Origin of the sequence: Streptomyces sp. NPDC052773 (assembly GCF_044547145.1) — a bacterium.
GTDB lineage: Bacteria > Actinomycetota > Actinomycetes > Streptomycetales > Streptomycetaceae > Streptomyces.
Window position 1 is genome coordinate 114,353 of record NZ_JBITZX010000003.1, and the last position, 19,278, is coordinate 133,630.

The 19,278-nt window shown below is 66.9% G+C and carries 22 protein-coding genes; 7 read left to right on the top strand and 15 right to left on the bottom strand.

The features are described from left to right. Nucleotides 1–5: 5 nt before the first annotated feature. From ACIG0D_RS08425 to ACIG0D_RS08460, 8 genes are all read right to left on the bottom strand, one after another. Nucleotides 6–251, bottom strand: a complete 246-nt coding sequence (locus ACIG0D_RS08425; RefSeq protein WP_219180689.1) for a SpdD protein — start codon at nt 249–251, stop codon at nt 6–8. Nucleotides 252–276: 25 nt separating this feature from the next. Further along, entirely contained in the window at nt 277–471 is a 195-nt protein-coding gene (locus ACIG0D_RS08430) for a hypothetical protein (protein ID WP_004986817.1), read from the bottom strand. Nucleotides 472–486: 15 nt separating this feature from the next. Beyond that, the gene (locus ACIG0D_RS08435) at nt 487–678 is read right to left on the bottom strand and encodes a mobile element transfer protein (RefSeq protein ID WP_254379057.1); all 192 of its coding nucleotides are present in this window, start codon (nt 676–678) and stop codon (nt 487–489) included. Nucleotides 679–683: 5 nt separating this feature from the next. After that, on the bottom strand, nt 684–866 hold the full coding sequence (locus ACIG0D_RS08440) for a hypothetical protein (RefSeq protein WP_399797261.1): 183 nt from the start codon (nt 864–866) through the stop codon (nt 684–686). 16 nt (nt 867–882) lie between these two features. Next, nucleotides 883–1,539, bottom strand: a complete 657-nt coding sequence (locus ACIG0D_RS08445) for a DUF2637 domain-containing protein (protein WP_399797263.1) — start codon at nt 1,537–1,539, stop codon at nt 883–885. 88 nt (nt 1,540–1,627) lie between these two features. Further along, on the bottom strand, nt 1,628–3,007 hold the full coding sequence (locus ACIG0D_RS08450; RefSeq protein WP_399797264.1) for an FtsK/SpoIIIE domain-containing protein: 1,380 nt from the start codon (nt 3,005–3,007) through the stop codon (nt 1,628–1,630). Next, entirely contained in the window at nt 3,007–3,363 is a 357-nt protein-coding gene (locus ACIG0D_RS08455) for a hypothetical protein (RefSeq protein ID WP_399797266.1), read from the bottom strand. The genes ACIG0D_RS08450 and ACIG0D_RS08455 overlap by 1 nt, the downstream gene beginning before the upstream one ends. Nucleotides 3,364–3,528: 165 nt before the next feature. Beyond that, nucleotides 3,529–4,317 carry a GntR family transcriptional regulator gene (locus ACIG0D_RS08460; RefSeq protein ID WP_399797268.1) on the bottom strand — a complete coding sequence of 263 codons (789 nt, stop codon included), beginning with the start codon at nt 4,315–4,317 and terminating at the stop codon, nt 3,529–3,531. A gap of 107 nt (nt 4,318–4,424) precedes the next feature. On the opposite strand from ACIG0D_RS08460, the gene ACIG0D_RS08465 reads away from it, so the two are divergent. From ACIG0D_RS08465 to ACIG0D_RS08485, 5 genes are all read left to right on the top strand, one after another. Further along, nucleotides 4,425–4,832, top strand: coding sequence for an NUDIX hydrolase (locus tag ACIG0D_RS08465; RefSeq protein WP_399797269.1), 408 nt, complete (start codon nt 4,425–4,427; stop codon nt 4,830–4,832). Between the two features lie 46 nt (nt 4,833–4,878). Next, nucleotides 4,879–5,307, top strand: coding sequence for an ATP-binding protein (locus ACIG0D_RS08470; RefSeq protein ID WP_399797270.1), 429 nt, complete (start codon nt 4,879–4,881; stop codon nt 5,305–5,307). 167 nt (nt 5,308–5,474) lie between these two features. Further along, complete coding sequence (locus tag ACIG0D_RS08475; RefSeq protein WP_399797272.1) at nt 5,475–5,651, top strand: hypothetical protein; 177 nt, start codon at nt 5,475–5,477, stop codon at nt 5,649–5,651. Further along, entirely contained in the window at nt 5,648–6,064 is a 417-nt protein-coding gene (locus ACIG0D_RS08480) for a hypothetical protein (protein ID WP_399797273.1), read from the top strand. Before ACIG0D_RS08475 ends, ACIG0D_RS08480 begins: the two co-directional genes overlap by 4 nt. A 376-nt stretch (nt 6,065–6,440) precedes the next feature. After that, entirely contained in the window at nt 6,441–7,541 is a 1,101-nt protein-coding gene (locus ACIG0D_RS08485) for a toll/interleukin-1 receptor domain-containing protein (protein ID WP_399797275.1), read from the top strand. Between the two features lie 362 nt (nt 7,542–7,903). Here ACIG0D_RS08485 and ACIG0D_RS08490 read toward each other — a convergent pair whose 3' ends face one another. Further along, complete coding sequence (locus tag ACIG0D_RS08490; protein WP_399797276.1) at nt 7,904–8,425, bottom strand: toll/interleukin-1 receptor domain-containing protein; 522 nt, start codon at nt 8,423–8,425, stop codon at nt 7,904–7,906. A 678-nt stretch (nt 8,426–9,103) separates the two neighbouring features. On the opposite strand from ACIG0D_RS08490, the gene ACIG0D_RS08495 reads away from it, so the two are divergent. Next, nucleotides 9,104–9,364 carry a hypothetical protein gene (locus tag ACIG0D_RS08495; RefSeq protein ID WP_399797277.1) on the top strand — a complete coding sequence of 87 codons (261 nt, stop codon included), beginning with the start codon at nt 9,104–9,106 and terminating at the stop codon, nt 9,362–9,364. Here ACIG0D_RS08495 and ACIG0D_RS08500 read toward each other — a convergent pair. Both ACIG0D_RS08500 and ACIG0D_RS08505 read right to left on the bottom strand, forming a co-directional pair. After that, nucleotides 9,359–10,243 carry a DUF4231 domain-containing protein gene (locus ACIG0D_RS08500; protein ID WP_399797279.1) on the bottom strand — a complete coding sequence of 295 codons (885 nt, stop codon included), beginning with the start codon at nt 10,241–10,243 and terminating at the stop codon, nt 9,359–9,361. The genes ACIG0D_RS08495 and ACIG0D_RS08500 overlap by 6 nt on opposite strands. 44 nt (nt 10,244–10,287) lie before the next feature. Further along, a complete protein-coding gene (locus ACIG0D_RS08505; protein WP_399797281.1) occupies nt 10,288–13,209 on the bottom strand; it encodes a TIR domain-containing protein in 2,922 nt (973 codons plus the stop codon). A 1,047-nt stretch (nt 13,210–14,256) separates the two neighbouring features. On the opposite strand from ACIG0D_RS08505, the gene ACIG0D_RS08510 reads away from it, so the two are divergent. Next, entirely contained in the window at nt 14,257–15,858 is a 1,602-nt protein-coding gene (locus ACIG0D_RS08510) for a restriction endonuclease (RefSeq protein WP_399797283.1), read from the top strand. A gap of 247 nt (nt 15,859–16,105) precedes the next feature. Here the strand turns inward: ACIG0D_RS08510 and ACIG0D_RS08515 are convergent, their stop codons facing one another. The 4 genes from ACIG0D_RS08515 to ACIG0D_RS08530 all read right to left on the bottom strand — a co-directional run bounded on the left by ACIG0D_RS08515 (nt 16,106) and on the right by ACIG0D_RS08530 (nt 19,202). Beyond that, on the bottom strand, nt 16,106–16,894 hold the full coding sequence (locus ACIG0D_RS08515) for a calcium-binding protein (RefSeq protein ID WP_399797284.1): 789 nt from the start codon (nt 16,892–16,894) through the stop codon (nt 16,106–16,108). Nucleotides 16,895–17,041: 147 nt separating this feature from the next. Next, nucleotides 17,042–18,493, bottom strand: a complete 1,452-nt coding sequence (locus ACIG0D_RS08520; protein ID WP_399797286.1) for an FG-GAP and VCBS repeat-containing protein — start codon at nt 18,491–18,493, stop codon at nt 17,042–17,044. A gap of 164 nt (nt 18,494–18,657) precedes the next feature. Further along, entirely contained in the window at nt 18,658–18,906 is a 249-nt protein-coding gene (locus tag ACIG0D_RS08525) for an SCO4226 family nickel-binding protein (RefSeq protein WP_399797288.1), read from the bottom strand. Between the two features lie 131 nt (nt 18,907–19,037). After that, nucleotides 19,038–19,202: a hypothetical protein gene (locus ACIG0D_RS08530; protein WP_399797290.1), complete on the bottom strand. Its 165-nt coding sequence runs from the start codon at nt 19,200–19,202 to the stop codon at nt 19,038–19,040. Nucleotides 19,203–19,278 lie beyond the last annotated feature (76 nt).

Consider the following 19,278-nt stretch of genomic DNA (forward strand, 5'->3'; position numbering starts at 1 on the left):
GTGCGTCAGCGGCGGTGCTGGTCGCGGAGCAGCGAGCGCAGGACCACGGCGGCGACGGCCACGGAGACGGCCGTGACGGCGACGGCGGCCAGGAGCGCGGTCAGCACGACGCCGCCGACGAGGACGGCCGCGACCGCTCCGGTGCTGACGGAGATCTGTGGTACCGGCCGCCGAGCGGGAGCCTGATCGGCCACGGTGTGGGGGTGCGCGGGCGGCGGCGTCGGGCTGTCGGGGTACTTGGGCAGGAACACGACGAAGCTCTCCTTACCTACTCGTCTAGTCATGTGAGCCGTTGACGATGTCCACGCCGGAGCGCGTGCCGGACTCGATGGCGGGGGCCAGGAAGGTGTCCGAGAGCCAGAAGCCGAAGAGGGCGATCAGGACGACGATCCACGTGCGGACGCCGAGGAACTTGACCGCTCCCCAGGCGAAGAAGCCGAGGAGGACGACGAGCGGGAGGCTGACGGTCACGGTGTGCGGGTCCTTTCAGCGGACGGGGCAACGGTGGGTTCGGGCGGCCAGCTCGGCGGCGGCGCGGCTGTCGTAGTCGGCGGAGAAGCCGCAGCGCGGGGCCGTGCAGGCGGCGGTGTGCTTCTCCCGGCCGCGGCCGTCGTAGGACGTGCCGACCTGGACGGGTCCGATGCGGGTGACGGAGCGGAAGCGCTTTGGTGCGGGCATGGATGTCAGTCCTCCTGTCGCTCGCTTGGGTCAGAGAATTCGCGCAGGATCCGGGCGGCTTCCCCGGGGTCCGACGTGCGGTCGGCGGCTTCTTCGGCGAGGAGCCGAGCGAGCGCCGGCCGACCGCTTACGGAAATCTCGCGGGCCGCTTCGAGGTAGTCGGCGGCCGTGTTGAAGCAGAGAGGCATGGTTCTCCTTTGTCGGTCAGGTGAGCTGGGCGGCGATGGCGTCGGCCATGGGCGGCGGGACGCCGAGGCGGGCGCGCAGGGTCGGGGTGTCGATGGCCGTTCCGGTGCGGGCGTGGTGCTCGGCGGCGACTTTGCGGGCGTGCTCGACCAGGGCGGCCGGGACGGCGACCGGAGGCGGGGCCGGAGCCGGTACCGACTCGACTGCCGCAGGCACCGGGAGCGCCGCTGCAGGATCGGGCGCGTCCTCCTGGTCCTCGATGCCCTCGGGCGTCTCCTGACCCACGACGTCACCGGTCTCGTCGCGCGTGGTCGGCGACGAGTGGACCAGGAGGGTTCCGCCGAGGAAGGCGACCGCGGGCCAGCCCGCGACGAGGATGCGGAGCCAGGCCGGCACGTGATCCAGGTCGAGCAGCCCCGCGGTGGCGACGTTGGCGCCCAAGGACGCGGCGAGGGCGATCAGGAACCAGCACCACCCGGCCGCTTTCGCCTCGCCGGACCGCAGCCGACGCCAGGCGGCGACGAGCAGCAGGTCGACCGAGACGGGATAGGCCCACGCCTTCCACCCGTCTTGTCCGGCCGCCAAGGCGACGTCGTGCAGGTGGGCGAAGGACAGCGCGGCGGCGATGACCGCTTGGACGAGCACCGCGTCGACACGGGCCAGGTGGGCGCGCATGCTGCGGCTCCTTCCGGATTCGGGCATGGGAGGGGTAGGGACATGGCGTGAGGCGGTCACGCCGACCGGGGATGAGTGCGGACGCGGATCAGTCGGCCACCGGGCGGGGCCGCACGACCGGGCCCGGCGCCTCAACGGGCGGCCGTACGGGCACGTCGGGCCGGAAGGGCTTGAGCGCGGGCAGGTCGGGGACCAGGTGGGCCGACTCGCGGCAGGTCTCGGCGGCGTCGCCGAGGGAGAGGTACGGCGTGCGGATGCGGGACCAGCCCCCGGAGGTGTCACCAGCCACGGCGAGGCCGGGCCGTTCGGGGGCGATGGCGCAGGCGGCGGCGACCGCCTCGGGGGCGATGTCGCCCAGTGCCATCTTGGCGGAGGCTTCGTCGTTGACGCGGTGGCAGACACGGCCGGTCAACTGGGCTCGCAGCATGGTCGCGCCCTTGCCCAGCTCAGCGCCGAAGCGCTGCCCGCAGATTTCCAGGTAGATGCCGGCGGCCCGGCCGAGCTGGGCGAGCCGGATGAGCTGGGTGACCATCTCGTCCCGGCGTTCCTCGTCCTTCTTCGTGGCGACGAGGAAGAGTTCGGCCACCTCGTCGACGAACAGGACCAGGGGTACGGGCCGTTCGTTCTCGGGCAGGCCCCAGATGTCGGAGGTGATCTCCTCGTCCGGGGTGTTCGGGGCAATGCCCTGACGGGCCTTGATCAGGTCGTACCGGTCCTCCATCTCCTTCACGAGGACGGGCAGCAGTTCGGCCGCCTGCTCGGGGTCGGTGGCCAGGGCGGAGAGCCGGGCGGCGAAGGGCGCCAGTTCCACACCGCGCTTGCAGTCGATCCCGACGAGAGCGACGGGGTGAGGTGCGAGCCCGGTGATCAGGTGGCGCAGGTACATGGACTTGCCCGACAGGGTCGCGCCGAGGGTGAGTTGGTGGGGGATGGTGCGGTAGTCGCGTACGAACGGCGTGGCATCCTCCCGCAGCGCCACCGGCACCTTCAGGAATCCAGCACCGACCTTGCGTGGCATGCGTACCTGCCGCAGCACGTCGAAGCCGACGAGCCGCAGTTCAACGACACCAGGCTTGATGGTGGAGACGTACACGGCATGCACGCCCCATGCGTGACGCAGCCGTTCCGCCGAAGCCGCAACGTCGGCGGGTTCCTGGCCCGGGGCGAGCCCCAGGCGTATCCGGAGACCCGTCGAGGTGGGCCGGATCATGCCCCGACGCGGCGGTACGGGACGTATCTCGCGGCGGGTGGTGGCCTTGACCGCGAGCATCCGCAGCCGGGACGGCGTCACGGTGAGGCCGCAGGCCTCCATGACCGAGCCGTACGAGCCGAGTAACCGGGCCGTGGATATCGGCAGTCCGACGGCCGACCAGTAGAGGCCGGGGTGTTTGGCTCGGGCGTAGGCGGCCCCGCCGCCGAGTGCGGCGACAGGACCACCCACCTCCAGGAGCGTCGTCAGGTCGGTCATCAGGCGGAGGCCCCCACAGCGGCCGGGAAGGCGGCCGGAGTCACGGCGGCGGCGCGGAACGCGATGCCGTGCCGCTGCTGTCCGCCGAGCACGCTCTCCCACGGCCGGGCGACCAGCCCCGGCAGCGAGACCGGCGCCCCCAGGGTCAGCCCTTCCGAGACGCCGCTCTCCGGGACGGTGACCTTGATGAGCGAAGACTCTCCGTCCTCGATGTGGACGACGCCGATCGTCATCAGCGCCTCGCCGCTCACGGCGTCCTTGGCGATCTCGCCCGTCTGCCGGTCGCGGACCTTGGGCTCGGGAGCCTCGGTGAGCAGGATCGTCGCGGCCGAGGTCTCGACACGAATGGTGCGCAAGATTCTCCCCATCTACTCGTCTATACAAGATGCAGCCTGCGAACCCGATCTCTCGGGAACGACGACTACCTTGCCACACCACTTGCCCACTCGTCTATACGAGTATGCCTGTCGGGGTGTACGAGTTCGGAGAAGTGTCCCCGCGCACCACCGTCGGTCACGCGATCACGTGGCCGGCAGCTGGTAGGACAGCACGTAGGCGTCAGCTGCCATGACCGTGTCGCAGACCTCCACGGCCCGCCCTTCAGTATCGAAAGCTGTCCGGATCAGGTGGATGACCGGCACACCCGCGGCGAGCCGTAGCGTCTTCACCTCGGCGGGCGAGGGCATGCGGGCCCGGATCTCCTCCTCGAAGTGGTCGAGGCGGTGGCCGAGCTCCTCGAGCCGGGCGTAGATGCCGCCGGGCCCGGGGTTCGGTTCGGCGATCGGCGTGCCGCGCGCGATGTCGAGCGGCAGGTACGAGGTGGCGAACTCCACGGGCCGGCCGTCCAGCAGGTACCGGCGCCGCCGGGCGAGCACCCGCCGCACGGAGCCGAGCCGGGTGGAGACGTCCTGACTGGCCTTCTCTTCCTTGACTTCCAGGCTGTCGACCTGGGGGTGACTGCCGGCCGCGTCAGCCTCCACGATGAACGCGGACTTGCCCTGCTCGCGGTGACGCCGGGCGAACCGGTCCGAGGCGAGCCGTCGTACTGGTGGCCGTGGTCGCACGAAGACGCCCTTGCCGTGCTCGGCGTGCACCAGGCCCTCGCCCTGGAGGATGGAGAAGGAGTTGCGGACCGTCATGCGGGAGACCCCGTAGTGGTCGACGAGCTCAGCCTCGGAGGGCAACTTTTCGCCCTCGCGGAATCGCCCACGGTCGATCGCCTCGCGCAGCTGGTCGGCGATCTGCCGGAAGACCGCACGATCGCTCGTGGGGTCGAGATCACCGAGGAGGCCGGAAGAAAGAGAGGCCACGTGTACTCCTTTAGGTATCTAGACGAGTGAGCGAGCTTTGTTGCTACGGTGGAGAGCCTAGCCAGCCGAGAGGGCCGAGGAACGTGAGCATCGACCGTCCGCATTCCGTGAGCGTCGCCGGAGTGATCGTCGACGCCCAGGACCGCGCCCTCTTGATCAAGCGCCGGGACAACGGTCACTGGGAGCCGCCTGGCGGAGTCCTCGAACGCGAGGAAACCATCCCGGAAGCCCTCCAGCGCGAGGTCCTCGAAGAGACCGGCATCAAGGTCGCGCTTCCCGCGACCCTGACCGGCGTCTACAAGAACATGAAGGGCCTGATCGTCTCGCTGGTCTTCCGCTGCGAAGCCGCCGACGGTACGCCCACCACCGGGGACGAGACTCGTGCACTGCGCTGGGCCACCCGCGAAGAGGTCATCGAACTCGCCGACGAGGCATACGCGATCCGCGTCCTGGACGCACTCGACGCGGCATCCCCGCCGGCCATTCGCGCCCACGACGGCGTGAAACTCGTCTAACCCGAACCCGCTGCACATGGCGGCCTACCAGCACGAAGGAACTTGTATGCACGAGTATACGAGCAAGGCCCGGGTGTGGGGACTGTCTTGCCCAGGATTCCCGGAAGAGGTGAGCCGGGCCCGCCGCTGGACCCGCGACATCCTGCGGGGATCGCCTTTGGCCGACGACGCCGAACTGATCGTGAGCGAACTGAGCGCGAACGCGATCCTCCACACCGCCAGCGGGACGGAGTCCGGCAGCTTCCACCTGGCCTTAGCCGTCTCCCCCCAGGTGATCGCCCTCTCAGTCACGGACGACGGAGGCACCGGCACGGCCCCCAAGGCCGAGCACCGGGACCAGCACGCCGAACACGGCCGCGGACTCGACATGGTCACCGCCCTCGCCCACCGAGTCGTCATCCACAACAGCCACGGCACCGGCTACACGGTCACAGCGGAGCTCTTCACCGCGCGCCGACCGGAGAGCAACCAGTGAGGGCGCCGGCCAACGCCGAGCGCTTACCCGCGACGGAACACGTCACCAGGTACGCATGCTGGGCAGCCGCATACCCCTGGCACACGCCCGACTCGATCAACCTCGGATCCCACCAGGCAACTAGCCCGCGCCTCGCCCTGCGATGGATCCGCGACCGGACGAGCCATGTGGTTGACCAGCTCGACACGGCGTACGCGCAGCCGGGCCACTACTGGCTGACGGACGAGACGGAACACGAACGCGCCCTCGCCCATCTGACGTCAGGCAGCGCCTACCAACTCACCCTGTACGACGACAGCGCGCGGTACGTGCTGACGGCCTCGCCGACGGGAGTGCCCTCATGACCGGACTCCGCTACGGCTTCTGGTGCGAGTGCTGGACCGAAGACCTCACGGCGGCCATCGAACGCCCCACTCTGCACGCGTCGTTCGACGCCTACTCCGCTCCACAGGCAGACAGATGGGTAGCCCACGCGCTCAGGACCATCACGCCGGCACTGGACTCCGAAGCCTGCGACGAGGCATGGACCTGGCTGTGCGAAGGACGCACCGAGACCCGCAGCGCCCTGATGCGCTCCGAACCCTGCACGGTGACTGTCACGCACGCCAGCACCCGGATCACGTGGACTATCCGCCCAGCACTCTTCCTGCCGCTCGCACACCGTGAGGTCCGCAAACTCCCCGCGTGCGCACACGACTTCAAGCCTCGCACCGTCAAGCATCACCCGGGACCGGACAAGCCCCGCACCACGTACTGAGTTACAACTTTCTCTACGGGTTCAAGGCCCGCGCACGGCGCGGGCGCGCGCCGCCTCAACGGCGCGGCCTGCCTCCTGTCTTCGCCCCGGCTGGCCGCGCCAGGCGGCGCGCTGGCGAGCTGCGGGCGTGAAGTGGGAGACACCCTCTGTGGCTGGGGCGGTCGGCTCCACGGCTTTAGGCAGCCACTTTGGGGCGAGCCTCTAAGATCATGGCCCCGACGTCGTGCTTTAACGGGCAGGTCCACAGACTGCCCGACGCGCCGGAAGCTTAAGGGGCCATGATCACTCGCCCCAAAGCAGCTCCAGCCCAAAGCCGCTCCACCGACCTTGGCAAAAGGGCCACGCGATCACATGTAGTCCCATAAAGTGCGATGCTATGAACGCCATTGGGCCTGCCGGGTTTTGGAGCTACACCCACCGCGACGACCAGCTTGATGGGGGACGCATTCGGCGCCTCGCTGAAGCTATCGCACACGCATTCGAGATTACAACCGGTGATGAGCTCCACGTATTCGTGGATAACGCCTCGATCGCCTGGGGCGAACAATGGCGAGCACGCCTTGATTCCGCCCTCACCAGTACGACTTTTCTAATTCCGATCATCACTCCCAAATTCCTGAAGAGCCAGGAGTGCCGCCGCGAAATAATCACCTTCAGCAGCCACGCTGCGAGCCTCGGCCTTGAAGACCTAATCCTTCCAATTCACTACGTAGACGTTCCTCAACTGACTGAGGAGAACTCCAGCGACGAGGTTGTTCAATTGATCTCACGTCGGCAGTGGGTGGATTGGCGTCAACTTCGCCTAGAGGATGAGGACTCGCCAGGGTATCGCCAAGCGGTCAACCAGCTCGCTCTACGCTTGAAGGGAATTCTAGAAACGCCGCCCGCCAGCGGACCCATCGCAGTCCCCCTAAGTGATCCAGGGGCTGACCAGCCCGGCTTCCTCGATTCGCTTGCCGAAATGGAAGTTTCACTCCCTGAGTGGGCGGAGACTGTGCAAGAGTTTGGCGAGGTTCTTGATTCGCTCAACAAGACGACGCAAGAGTCTGCGACTCAGCTGCAGCAATCCGACGCTCGCGGGGGAGGCTTTGCCGGTCGATTGCGCGTGACCAACGCACTGGCAGCGGACCTGAGTGAACCAGTCGCTAAGCTGGCCGAGCTAGGAGCGCGGTATTCAGCGGATCTATCCCGAATCGATCCGGGGATCATCACGATGATTCGCATGATTGGCGAAGGTGAGGCCACACAAGAGGAAGAGAACTCGGCTCGCGAGATTTTCCGCCAGCTGACGGAGATGATTGCCGCATCACGGGAGGCCGTCTCAAATTTGCAGGGCCTCAGCGAGGGGGCGAAAGTCATGGCTTCTGGAAGTCGAGCCTTGCGTCCTCTGATGAACTCAATTCAGACTGCAGTGCAGCAGGTGATCGATGGGCAGACCATGATCGAAGAGTGGGCCCGGATGATCGATGAGCTCTGATGACCCGGGTACCGCTCGTTGACACCGGCCAAGTATCCGAGCGTCATCAGAGCGAGATTGGGCGGCATCTCCTGCTGGGATGAAGGACTGACATCCACGCCTGACATCAACGATGCCGGACGAAGGCGTACCCCCGCATCCGTATCCAGCCGTTGCGTCAGCGAGCGACAGCGTCCGGAGCGGCGCTCGATCGAACTCCTAAAGCGGGTGTCGCAGGTTCGAATCCTGCCGGGGGCACCAGCGCAAAGGCCTCGGACCGACCTTGGCCTGAGGCCTTTGTGCAGCAGAGCGCGCCACCGACTCGCGTGTCTTGGGCTTGGCGCCAGCGATGGGGAGCGACGCCCAGGCACGCCGCCGGACGGCTAGTTCGCCGGTGTGGGCGGTGCGATCAGGTCGTCCTCAACGGCGACCAGCTCGGCGATCTTGGTGGCAATTACTGCCATCGAATCATCCGCCGTGTCCAACCCATTTCGGGATGCAAGCAAGGGGCTAATGTCCCGGAGTTCGCCGTAGGACGTCTCATGCACGACAGGGAGCAGCAGGTCACGTGCAAGGAGCTCCGAGAGCTCCTTGTCAGAGACGCCACCGCGCTCGAGGCGTGTCAGCAGCGCAGGGGTAACCAGGACGAGACCCGTACGCGACCTCGCCAGGCCCTTATCGATTTCCCGCATGAACGGTTGGCCGAGCACAATGTCCTTCTCGCTGAACCAGACCGACACGCCCTCTGCTTCCAGCAGGTCGCACAACTCCTTGGCAGCACCGCGCCGGTCATCCCATGCGTGGCAGAGGAAGACATCGCGAAGGTCAGGCTGTTGACGCGCGCGCAACACGGCGGCGTCGCGAACAGGACTCAGCCCCTTCACCTCGGCAGGCGTGTAAGTCACGGAGGAGGTGCTCGGTGACCAAGGCGCCCGCGTTCTGCCGCTACTGGAGCTGCCCCCACTGGTCGCGCTGCCCCCGCTACTGCTCCGCGATGTGTAAACCGGCGGCGGGTAGTAGGACCGGGACGATGAGTACCCGTAGCCTCCGCCGCTGCACGCGGGGCACGCCGCACGTCCGCTGGCGGTCCGATGACCCTGGACCGGGGCTGTACAACGACTCATAACTACACGGTAGTCCACGCGGCCCCTGGAGCCATCTCGTTTACGCATAGCCCGGGGTCGCCGGCACATTCCAGCAGGTTGCGATTCCCCGAGGGGTAGAGACGATCGAGGCTGCTCACATGCAGCGTGACTGTCTGCTCACCTGCGGCCAACGGACCTCGGCATGGCAGCATGGCTGAAGCTGGAGACGGCACAGCGAGACACACGCGCGCCTGATCGGTCGGGGCGCTCTCCGTCGTGGCTGACTGTCGTCGGCTGAGGCTCAGGCACCCAAGTGCCCGGCTCGGTCGAGGTGCGTTGTCCCAGAAATGACCGTGCCATTCGCGTGCCAGATCGCATGGGGAACCACGGGGAACAGCGGTGACTCGCCCTGGGGGCGACCCGGACTCCAACACCGCTCCGCCGCAGTTCAGCACAGCAACCGGCCCCGAGAAACCCAAGCTTCCCAAGCTGGGAGTCATGCTCGGAACGGTTGATGAATGCGGTGCTGACAGTGGTAACCGCTGCCCGCCCGGCCGCATCCAGGACATCGCCGACGCCCGGCGCGACCACATCCTGGCCCACCTGCGAACCATCAGCCTCGAAGCGCTGGCCGACCTCGGCTTCCTCGTCCTGGACAAAACCCCGAACCCATGGTGGTCACCGGCTTCAACGATGCACTCCACCCGCCCGGCAGGCAGTACCGGCGTGCGGCCCCGGCGCCCGCGACAGCCCTCATAGCGCCTGGCCCGATCGCGAGGCAAGCCACATGGTGTGTTCGCGGCTAATGGCGTCTTCGGCATCTGCCACAGCCTGGCTCCACTCCCCCTCGTTGGCCGCCGTCAACCGGTCGTGGGTAAGGACCAGTTCCATCGAGGCGACGGAGTACGCCTCCGCCAGATTCGCGTATTGCTTGAGCGCCATCCAACCCGCGCCCGATCCCACGAGCGCCGCAAGAATCCCAGCCAGATCCACGTCCCAGAGGCCGGCCATGCGGGCGACCGCTAGGAGCACGGCAGTCACCTCGCCGACAATGAGAGCGATGCGCCACCGCGCCTCAGATCGGTCATTGATGCGGGCTTTCTTTCCATACCAGTCCTGCTGGTCCTGTATACGGCAGGCCAGGTAGGCCGCCTTGCGCTCTTCGAAACTTGCAGCCCGCGCCGTTCCCATGGCCGTGGACGTGGCCATCGCGTCATGGGGAAGCACCACAGGGAACCGAATACCCGTCACCAGCCCACTTAGCCGTGCGCGCAGCAAGTCCTGAGCGTGCCTCGGCGGCAATCCGACTGGGAACGGGTCGCCACCCACGCTGAACCGCCAGGCCAGCGTCTTCACGGACTCGGCCACAGCACGTCCGCTGTACCAGGCCCGCTCCGGTCTGCGGGAGAGCAGCACGATCTCTGCGGTCAGCGCGGCGGCGAACCCGACGACTGTGAGGGCGGCCCAGGGATTCAGCCCCGGCCGACTCCAATTGACGACTCCACCCAAGGCAGCGGCCACCGCCCCCCACAACCGTATGCGGCTGCACAGCAGAGTCGTCCGCTGTCCGCGTATCGAGAATTCATCCGCCACGGCAAACAGACCTGGTAGATCGCTGTCCGAAATCGTAAGGCTCATTTGTTCCAACTCGTCAAGATGGCCTGTTTGGGGGCGTCAAACATTCAACGCGTTTCCGCACATGGGTCACGTGTCAGCTCAGGGGCCTCATAGGTGCGGCGCAGAGAGGCCAGCCCGGGATCGCCGATGGCGGAGCAGACCGAACGCAGCCAGGAGTCGGCGCTGAGGTTCCACTCAGCGACTTTGCCGTGCTGCTCCGCAACGACCGCGGTACGCCTGTCGTGCGCGGAGTCCACGACGCTAGTGAAAACGCCGGTGGTTTCCGGGACCGGCCACTGGGCGAACGGTTCCTCCGATCCCCGCCGGTGGAACGAGATCGCCGGCTGGCGGAACCAGACCACCTGCTCTTCCGGACCGACCACCACCTCATCGGACGACCATGTGGCGCCCATCTCGGTCCGGGCGACGCGCTTCCCGGTGGTCAAGCTCCAGTGCTCCACGCCATACCAGTACTCCTCGCCGTCCGGCTTCGTCTGCAATGAGAGGCCAACCAAGACGGTGCTGGCATCACTGGACATGCGGGCCCCGACGACCTGGCCGCGTGTCTCGATGCGTCGCTCTGTACCCGGTAGCCGCCCGGAGACCCTTCCACTCACTCGGCGTATCTCGATGACGGCGGGTGACTTGCCACCGGCGTCACCATCAGTGGTGAGGACAGCGATCCATTCGCCCTTCGTATCGGTTCCCAGCAGTGAGCCCTGCAGTTCTCCCAGACGATTGCCATCGGTATCGACAACGACGATGCCGCCGAGGTGCGACACGAGCGTTTGGCCGCCGGCAACAGCCGTCACGCCATTGATGCTGTCGACTCCCAACTGGTCTGCGGTGACGGTCCAGTGGCTTTTGAGCGTCCTCGCATCCCTGGACGTGAGCAGACTCTGGTCGTGGTGGCCCTCCACGGTCAACAGCCGACGGTCGTCCGGAGAAAAATCGAGGTGTCCCCTGCCTGGCCAGGTGACGACGTCCTTGCTCGTCTTTCCGGCGGCAGCCCCCGACCTCGGTCTCACCGTGAGTTCATTCTCGCCGAGGACGGCCAGTGAGCGGTCCCCCGCAAGGGCGACATCCACTGCCGACCGCACCCCGGGAACCTCCGTGTACCGCAGATCCCGGGTCGGGTCGACTACGACGGCCCTCTTGGCTCCTGTGACGGTCAGCATGTCGCCGCCCGCGGCACGCGCCAGGCCACGGACGCTCTCGCCGGTTCGGAAGACTTCCTGGCTCTTTTTCTGGTTGAGCTCCCAGGAGGTGATCCTGCCATCCTCGTCTGCCGTGTAAACGGTTTGCCCATCCCTAGAGAAGACCAAGGAAGTCGGCGACTGGGCGCCAGATAGTTCGTATGGGAGCGTCTTCCCTACGCGCTTACCGCTCGCCGTGCTGTAGAGGCGTAGCTTTCCGCCTTCGATCTTGGCCAGCACCTTGCCGTCGTCGCGTAGCGCCGAGATCTGGCCTGCAGGCATCCAGCGCAGCGAAGCCTCGCTCTGCCTCCAGCGGCCCTGAGCAACGTCCCAGGTGCGCACCGCGATCGTGTCGGTGGTCGGATTGTGCAGCACGCAGAAAACTTCTCCGCCGGACGGAGAGAAGCGGACACTGGACACCGCTGCCACAGGAGAAGCCGGGTCGGATTCGATCTCCTTGTCTTGTCCAGCCAAGCGTAGGGTCAGACCGTTGCCGACCAGCTCCTCAGGTGCCACAACGCCATCCGGTGCATGCGGAAACCCGCCTGGCCAGGCGACGGTCTCCCCGTCCGGAGCCACGGAGAAAGTACCGCCACCCCTCGTCACCTCCTGCGGCCTGGCTTGGAGATCATGTAGGTTCCACCGCACCAGTGATCCGCCGATCTGCGAGGCATACAGCCACCGGCCATGAGCATCGAAAGCCAGCTCCTGGTACTCGCCGTTCCACTCCGCCTCGATGGGTGTGCCCCCCTTCGGTGTCGGCAGGCGCAGATCCGCCAACTGGTTGCCTTCAGTGCCGAGGACCCTGATGTGTTGCCCGTCGCCGTGTGTGTAGGCGAACTGCCCGTCGGGCCCCACGGCCGCCGTCGAGAAGTTGCGTTGGATATCGTCACCAAGCGCCACGATGTGGCGCACATGCCTCAGTTCGTACACACGGTCAGCAAGCGCGGCCTCGTGGTCGGGCCCCTGCTCCGCAGTGGCGATTGCGGTGGCAGCGACGGTGAGGCGGGCAGCCACTAGTGGGTCGTCCGGTGCTGCCTTTTCTGCTGCCACCAGAAGCTTTCTGGCAGTCGCAGTTCTCTGACTGGCCTGCCTATCCTCTTCGGCGGTCATCCATCGGGCCCCGACAACCCCCACAAGAACGACCAACGCCAGAACGACCACAATGACGGCTAAGCTCTTTGCGCGACGCCGCCTTTCCTCGCCGAGCACCTTTTCGAGTTTCTCGTCACGCACCAGGGAGACGATCTTCGCGACGGGCAGCCTCACCTCTTCCCGGCGCAGGCGGGGCCGTTCCATGGCCCGGATCTTTCGCAGGTCCACTATGAGGGGCTCGCTGGGGAAAGTGCCGGACAGCTCGGAGGACAATGCGTTGGTGCGCTGCCAGTCGAAATCGTTGCAATCCCTGTCCCAGTGATATTCGCCGCCCGTGAGACAGATGTAGATGCCTGGCCTGCCCAGAACCTCCCTCCAGTAGTGAATCTCCAACTGGTTCACATACCAGGACTGGGCAGACCCGGGCGAGGCCAAGAGGATGAACTTCCGCGATGCCTTCAGAGCCTTCTGGATCTCATCGGGAAGCGACGTTCCGAGGGGCAGGCTTGTCTTGTCCAGAAAGATCTTCAACCGGCGCCTTCTGAACAAGGGGGCGCCGAGCTTGGTCACGAGGCCCCGTAAAACAGGGGCGAAGGACTCGTCAGCCGCGTGGTTGTACGAGATGAACGCATCGTACTGCAGGTCGTCAGCCCGGTCGTCAACAGGAGTCCGTGCTTCCGGTCGGTGCCCCTTCATCGGCACTGCTTCCGGCCGGTTCCAGCCTCTTCCCCGGCTGCCGCCCCTGTGGACTCCGTCTGGCGCTCGGCGAACACTGCCGTCATCCTCCCCCAGCGTTGCAACTCTAGTGCGCCATATCATCCCTGCTCGATGGAGGGTCATGCCAGCCCGGCAGGCCTCAGCAACCGTCCCGCCCGTAGTTCAGGACCAAGAGGTCCCGTGCCAAAGCCCTGCCAGATACGAGGGTCAGCCGCGGTCAACAAGGGTGCCTGACAGGCGTATCCATGCCTACTAGCTCGGCCATAAAAGCCGCAGGTCACAGGCAAGGCTCCCCTACCTCTCTCCTAAAGCGGTGCTCCTCGAAGCCATCGCATCATGGGTGCATGAGGCTGCAACAGGAACCGGCCCTGGTGCACGGGGTGTTGCTGCTAAACGAGCTGAGTTTCGATCAGACGCCCTTTACGAGCTGGACCGCCCTCTGCTGCTCATGCCCGGGTACCAGGTGCACCGCCGAGGTCAACAAGTGATCGTCAACCGCGCGGCCGAGAACGTGGAGGCGCCGGCTGGCCGCTGGGAGCCGTGGTGCTGGGAGTGGCGCCTTCTCTGGCGATCGCACCTGTATGGCGGCATTCAGGGCGCCACACCACAAGCGCACCAGATCGAGCGGGGAACAGCGGGGAGCCACGGTAAGAACAGGCGGGCCCGCCGAGGCCGCCCATCCGCTGTTCGTCCAGGTCAGTGACCAACTCGGCCGCAAATGCCCGCAGCTTCCCAAGCTGATGGCTCAGGCAGTGTGCTCACGGGCCGGCCGTCCTGGCTTCCTCTGGTCGACGACACCTCGACAGCGTGGCTGAGGCCAGTGGGAGTGCGGCGAGGCAAACGCGCGCCTGGCCGGTCGGCAAACCCGCCATCGTGGCTGACTGTCGTCGGTTGAGGCACAGACGACTTGAGTCCACGGTGCACCGTGCCGTCCGGCTGAGGCGACGTCTCTGCCCTGTGTGATTCTGCGAGGTGGAAGGGGAATGCAGCCCTGTGGCGGAGTAAGGCCAGGGGAGGGGTGGACAGGTGGCGCAACGGGGCAGCGGCCGAGGCAACGACTATCAGCGGCAGCAGCAGGCGTTACGACGAGCCCAGGAACAACGGGCACGACAAGCGGAGCGGGAACGCAAGGCCGCTGAAACGGCCAGCAAGCGGCAGGAACGCGAGCGGAAGGCCGCGTATCAGGAGCAGCAGGCCGAGCAGGCGCAGGTGCGCACAATCGGAGTCGAGCACGAGGTCGAGCAGCTCGGGCAGTTGCTCCGTGACGCCTTGGTGGGCGATCCGCCGACGACCTTCGAGCGCCGGCGGAGGACTCACACGCCGAAGAAGTTAGACGAGCGTCCTTGGTCTCGTCCGGAGCCTTCACCGCGCTGGGAGAAGTTCGCACCACCGGAGCCTGGCGGTCTGGCCGCTGTCCTGGGTCTTGGCAGGAAGCGCTACGAAGCTGAGGTTGCCGAGGCGCGTGTGCGGTTCAATGAGGCACAAGATCGCTACAGGCGAGCCGAGCAGAAGCGGCTGGCAACGCTGGAGCGGAAGCGTGCCGAGCATCGCCAGGCCGAAGCGCAGGCCCTTGACGAGGTGGCGGCCTTCAACTCGAAGCTGGACGAGGAGCGCGAGGCGTACAGGGCCGGGGAGCCCGCGGCGGTCGAGGCTCATCTAGGGGCTGTTCTGGATGCGTCGGTGTATCCAGTGGGCTTCCCGCACGAGCATCGGATCGCCTTCCGTCCTGCCACCGGTGACGTACTCGTTGAGATCCATTTGCCTCCTGAGGCAGTCGTTCCTACGGTGCGGGGCTACCGGTACGTGAAGAACCGGGACGAGACGACCGTGCTGCCTCGTCCGGAGAAGGAGCGCAAGGAGATCTACGCTTCCGTCCTGGCGCAAGTCGCTCTGAGGACAGTGCACGAGGTCCTGACGAGTGATCCGGACCGGGTCGTCAATGGCGTGATCCTGAATGGCCATGTGAGAACCATTGATCGGGCTACCGGTCAGGAGGTCTCACCCTGTCTGGTGACGCTCAGCGCCAGCAGGGAGCAGTTCGGGAAGCTCCGTCTCAGTCAGGTTGATCCAGCGCAGTGCCTCAGGGGACTCAACGCTCTGGTGTCTCCCAACCCCTACGATCTCGAACCGATTCGCCCCATCGTCGAATTCGACCTGTCGAAGTACCGGCTCATGGACAGCATGGATGTCGTCGCCGGCTTGGACAACAGGCCCGTGCTGGTGAAGCTGACGCCCACCGAGTTCGAGCACCTGATTCGCCAACTGTTCGAGGCGATCGGCATGGAGGCCTGGAACACCCAGGCGTCCAAAGACGAGGGCGTTGACGCGGTTGCCGTCAGCAAGGACCCCGTCTTCAACGGTGAGTGCATCATTCAGGCGAAGCGCTACAGCAAGCTCGTGGGTGTTGAGTCCGTTCAGGCGCTCGCCGGAGTGGTCGAGCACAAGCGGGCTGCCAAGGGGGTCCTGATCACCACATCGTGGTTCGGCAGGGCCAGCCACGACTTTGCCCGCCAACATGGTCGGCTCCAGCTCATCGAAGGGCCGGAACTCAAGTACCTGATCAAGGAACACCTTGGCAAGGATGTGATTCCGGGCCCGGTCCCCCCGAAGAGGCGCCCCTCGCGCTGAGGTCGGCGGGCCGCCCACACAGACCGAGGAGCTGGGCCGTCTCTGGGCCGTCCGAGGCCGCTCAACAGTGGCCAAGGACGACCAATGACAACCACCAGGCGCACGAGTCCACCGCTCCTGACCAGCAAAAACCCAGCTCACCAAGATCCCCGACAAGACCCAGGGCAAGAAGAAGTAAGCGCCCACGCACAAGCCCCCCGCCCGCACTTCCCGCACGGACAGGGGGCTCGCCGCTCTCAGTGGAGTGCTACTGCACGTCCACGAAGTCGCCCGTAGCCTTCACCGCCGGCGTGGTGGAGGTCCCCGTGAAGTACCAGCGCCAGTAGCCGTCCTCCGACGCGGTGACCGTGGTGGTCAGGGTGCCGGTGCTGGAGGTGTTGACGGTCTTGACGGTGGTGTAGGTGGTCGCGCTCGCCTTGCGGAACTGGAGCTTGACCGGCTGGCCGGCGTAGCCGCGGTAGTCGAGGGTGTCCCAGTTGGCCCGGCTGAGCTTGCCGGTGACCGTGAGTGTCTTGCCCTTGGCGACCGGTTCGGGGCCGGCGTCCACGGTCAGTTTGGACAGGCGCTGGAGACGGGTGGTGGTGTAGGCCCACCGGTTCGTCCAGCTGCCGTCGTTGGCGGACACGTGCACGCCGACCTTCCACGTTCCCGCGTCGGCGTTGGTGACCCACCAGTCCGGCTCGAAGGTGAAGGTCTTCGAGCAGGTGGAGGTCGTGGCGCTGGAGGCTACGCAGTCCGCGGGTGTGGTGTCCTCGTTCGGAGTGACGTAGTCGGTGGCGTCGAAGTAGGGGTCGGCGCCGTCCGGGCCGCGCCAGAGGTAGAAGTCCGCGTCCCAGATGCCCGACGGGTCGGTGGCGGTCACCGACACGGTGACGGTCTTGTCGGTGACGCCGACGACGATGTCCTTGTCACCGTTGACGGAGACGTCGGTGATCTGGATGTCGCCGACGCCGTCGTCCGCGTACGCCGCCGGACCGGTGAATCCGCCCAGCACACCTGCGGCGGCCAGTACGGCGAAGAGTGCGCGTTTGCGCATGGGGCTCCTTGCGAGGGTGAGGTCGCCCCGTCTGCTGTCTGATGTGTACACGGCGGGGCGAACGAAAGGGCACACCGTAGTGAGCAGCCCCGCCGGTCACAAGCAGACGCTGTTTTCCGACATTCACGACATGCGTCAGCGTCGCGCTCAGCGTGAGAACGGACCGCCCAGCCGCGCGTACGACAGCTTCAGCGACGTCACCGAGTACGCCTTCGAGCCCGTCGTCGTGAGCCCCGTGCCGGAGCCCTTGAGGAAGTGGACGAGGCCCCAGCGGTCCTCGTAGCCGAGCTGTTCGTTGGTGCTGATCACCAGGTCCGCGCGGCCGTCGCGGGTGTAGTCAGTGAACTTGAGGCTGGCGCCGAAGAGGTCGTCGGTCTCGGGGGTGCCGGTGATGCCGGAGGTGTCCTGGGAGTAGGACTTGGCGCCGGTGGCGGACAGGCCGCCCGCGCGGCCGAGGAGGACCGTGACCGTGCCGGCGTTGCGCTTGGTGCCCAGGTCCTCGCCGCCGGCGCCGACGGCGAGGTCCGCGTAGCCGTCGCCGTTGACGTCACCTGCGGCGATGGCGGAGCCGAAGTAGTCCCCGTTCTCGGAGGAGCCGGGCACGCCGGTGGTGTTCTGAGTGAACCTGACCTGCTTGCGGGCGGTGTCGGGGCCGTTCGCGCCGCCGTACTGGACGGTGACGTAGCCGCGCTCGCCGTCCCCCGTCTCGTAACCGCGGCCGATGGCCAGGTCACCGTAGGAGTCCTTGTCGAAGTCGCCGACGGCGAGGATGTCGCCGCCCTGGTGGCCGCCGTCGTCGGGCACCCGCAGCTCGGCCGCGCGCTGGGTGAAGGTGCTGCCGCCGCGGTGGAAGAACGCCCGCAGGTCCAGGTCGCTGGAGCGCACCAGGTCCCTGCCGAGGATGTACAGGTCGGTGGCCGCGTCGGGGGTGACCCGGCCCGCGACCAGGTTGTCGGGGGCCAGGTAGCCGTACCCGCCGCCCAGGGAGTCCCAGCCGCTCTTGCCGCCGGTGCGCGTGAAGGGGCCCTTCAGCAGGACCACGCCCGCCGTGCTGTTGCTGGTCACTGCGAGGTCCGCGTCGCCGTCGCCGTCGAAGTCGCCGGTCACCACGTCCTGGCCGAACACGTCACCCGAGTGCTCGTTCTGCTGCGGGATCGGCGAGTTGAAGACCGTTCCCGGGCCGAGGCCCTGCGCGCCGCCCCAGACGACGGTCAGCCCGCCGCGCATCTGTACGTCGCCGACGTCCTCGTAGGGGGACGACACGACCAGGTCGGCATAGCCGTCACGGTCGAGGTCGGCCGTGGTCGCGGCGGTTCCCCAGCCGTCATTCGCCTCCACCGCGCCCGGGATGCCGGGGGAGTCCTGGTGGATGATCTGGACGCGGGTGCCGGGGCCGGACGACGTGCCGTAGACGACGGTGACCCGCCCGTCCTTGCCGTGCTCACCGCCCAGCATGACGAGGTCGCGGTAGCCGTCGCCGTTGAAGTCGTCCGACAGCTTGGCGGGGGCCGCCGATGCCGCGGGAGCCACGAGGAGCGGTGTGCAGACCGCTGCCGCGAGGGCCGCGGCAGCGGTGAGGGCGGTGCGTCTGGCGCGCATGGTTCTCCGTTGTCCGAGAGCGTGCTGGGTGTGATCAGCCGCGCTCTACGACACGTACGGCAGTCGAATGGTTGTGCGCACGCGCCACCCGGAACGGTTCCGGGACAGCTCCGGGACAGCTCCGGGACACCCAGGGACAGCTCTCGGCGAGGGAGAACCCGGGATCAGACCGTCAGCGGCACCGCATGTACCTCGTCCGCCTTGTGCCCGGCCCGCTCGTGGACGCGCTGGACCGCTTCGGCCGACGGGGCCTCGGAGAGGCAGTAGACGACACCGGACTCCGGGTCGGCCCACGCCTGCTTGAAGTGGACCCGCTCGTCCTGCTCGATGGCGAGGTCCGCCTGGTGGGCCTCGCGGAGCTGGTCCTCGGTGATGCCCTTCATGTTGTGGTGGACGTCCATGAACTCGGGCATGGCCTCCACCTCCTTCCCAGAGAGGGAGCCCTGCTGCCCCTTCCGTAGAGAGGGAGCCCTGCTACCCCTTCCATGCTGCGCCGAAGGGCCCCCGGCAGCACGCCGGGGGCCCTGCACGAAGCGAAAGGTGCTCACCCGCACTGGCACGGGTTGCCCGACTGGCATCCGCAGCCGCACCCGGAGCCGCAGCCGCAGGCGCCGATCAGCATGAGGTTCCTGATCTCCGCCGGCTGCTCGGTCCCGCGTTCCTGCGTGGGGTCGGGCGTCGTACCGGGAGTGCTGGGGGAATCGGCCATGGTCCCTCCTCGAGGCTGGAGCCTGTGCCCATTGCATGCCCGGTTCCCTGGGCGCATCAACGGCGCACAGTGGCTC

Bases quoted from the DNA above. Each gene is read 5' to 3' on its own strand.
- ACIG0D_RS08435 (WP_254379057.1), bottom strand. From the start codon at position 678: ATGCCCGCACCAAAGCGCTTCCGCTCCGTCACCCGCATCGGACCCGTC.
- ACIG0D_RS08440 (WP_399797261.1), bottom strand. From the start codon at position 866: ATGCCTCTCTGCTTCAACACGGCCGCCGACTACCTCGAAGCGGCCCGC.
- ACIG0D_RS08445 (WP_399797263.1), bottom strand. From the start codon at position 1,539: ATGCGCGCCCACCTGGCCCGTGTCGACGCGGTGCTCGTCCAAGCGGTC.
- ACIG0D_RS08450 (WP_399797264.1), bottom strand. From the start codon at position 3,007: ATGACCGACCTGACGACGCTCCTGGAGGTGGGTGGTCCTGTCGCCGCA.
- ACIG0D_RS08470 (WP_399797270.1), top strand. From the start codon at position 4,879: ATGCACGAGTATACGAGCAAGGCCCGGGTGTGGGGACTGTCTTGCCCA.
- ACIG0D_RS08480 (WP_399797273.1), top strand. From the start codon at position 5,648: ATGACCGGACTCCGCTACGGCTTCTGGTGCGAGTGCTGGACCGAAGAC.
- ACIG0D_RS08485 (WP_399797275.1), top strand. From the start codon at position 6,441: ATGAACGCCATTGGGCCTGCCGGGTTTTGGAGCTACACCCACCGCGAC.
- ACIG0D_RS08495 (WP_399797277.1), top strand. From the start codon at position 9,104: ATGCTCGGAACGGTTGATGAATGCGGTGCTGACAGTGGTAACCGCTGC.
- ACIG0D_RS08500 (WP_399797279.1), bottom strand. From the start codon at position 10,243: ATGAGCCTTACGATTTCGGACAGCGATCTACCAGGTCTGTTTGCCGTG.
- ACIG0D_RS08505 (WP_399797281.1), bottom strand. From the start codon at position 13,209: ATGAAGGGGCACCGACCGGAAGCACGGACTCCTGTTGACGACCGGGCT.
- ACIG0D_RS08515 (WP_399797284.1), bottom strand. From the start codon at position 16,894: ATGCGCAAACGCGCACTCTTCGCCGTACTGGCCGCCGCAGGTGTGCTG.
- ACIG0D_RS08520 (WP_399797286.1), bottom strand. From the start codon at position 18,493: ATGCGCGCCAGACGCACCGCCCTCACCGCTGCCGCGGCCCTCGCGGCA.
- ACIG0D_RS08525 (WP_399797288.1), bottom strand. From the start codon at position 18,906: ATGCCCGAGTTCATGGACGTCCACCACAACATGAAGGGCATCACCGAG.
- ACIG0D_RS08530 (WP_399797290.1), bottom strand. From the start codon at position 19,202: ATGGCCGATTCCCCCAGCACTCCCGGTACGACGCCCGACCCCACGCAG.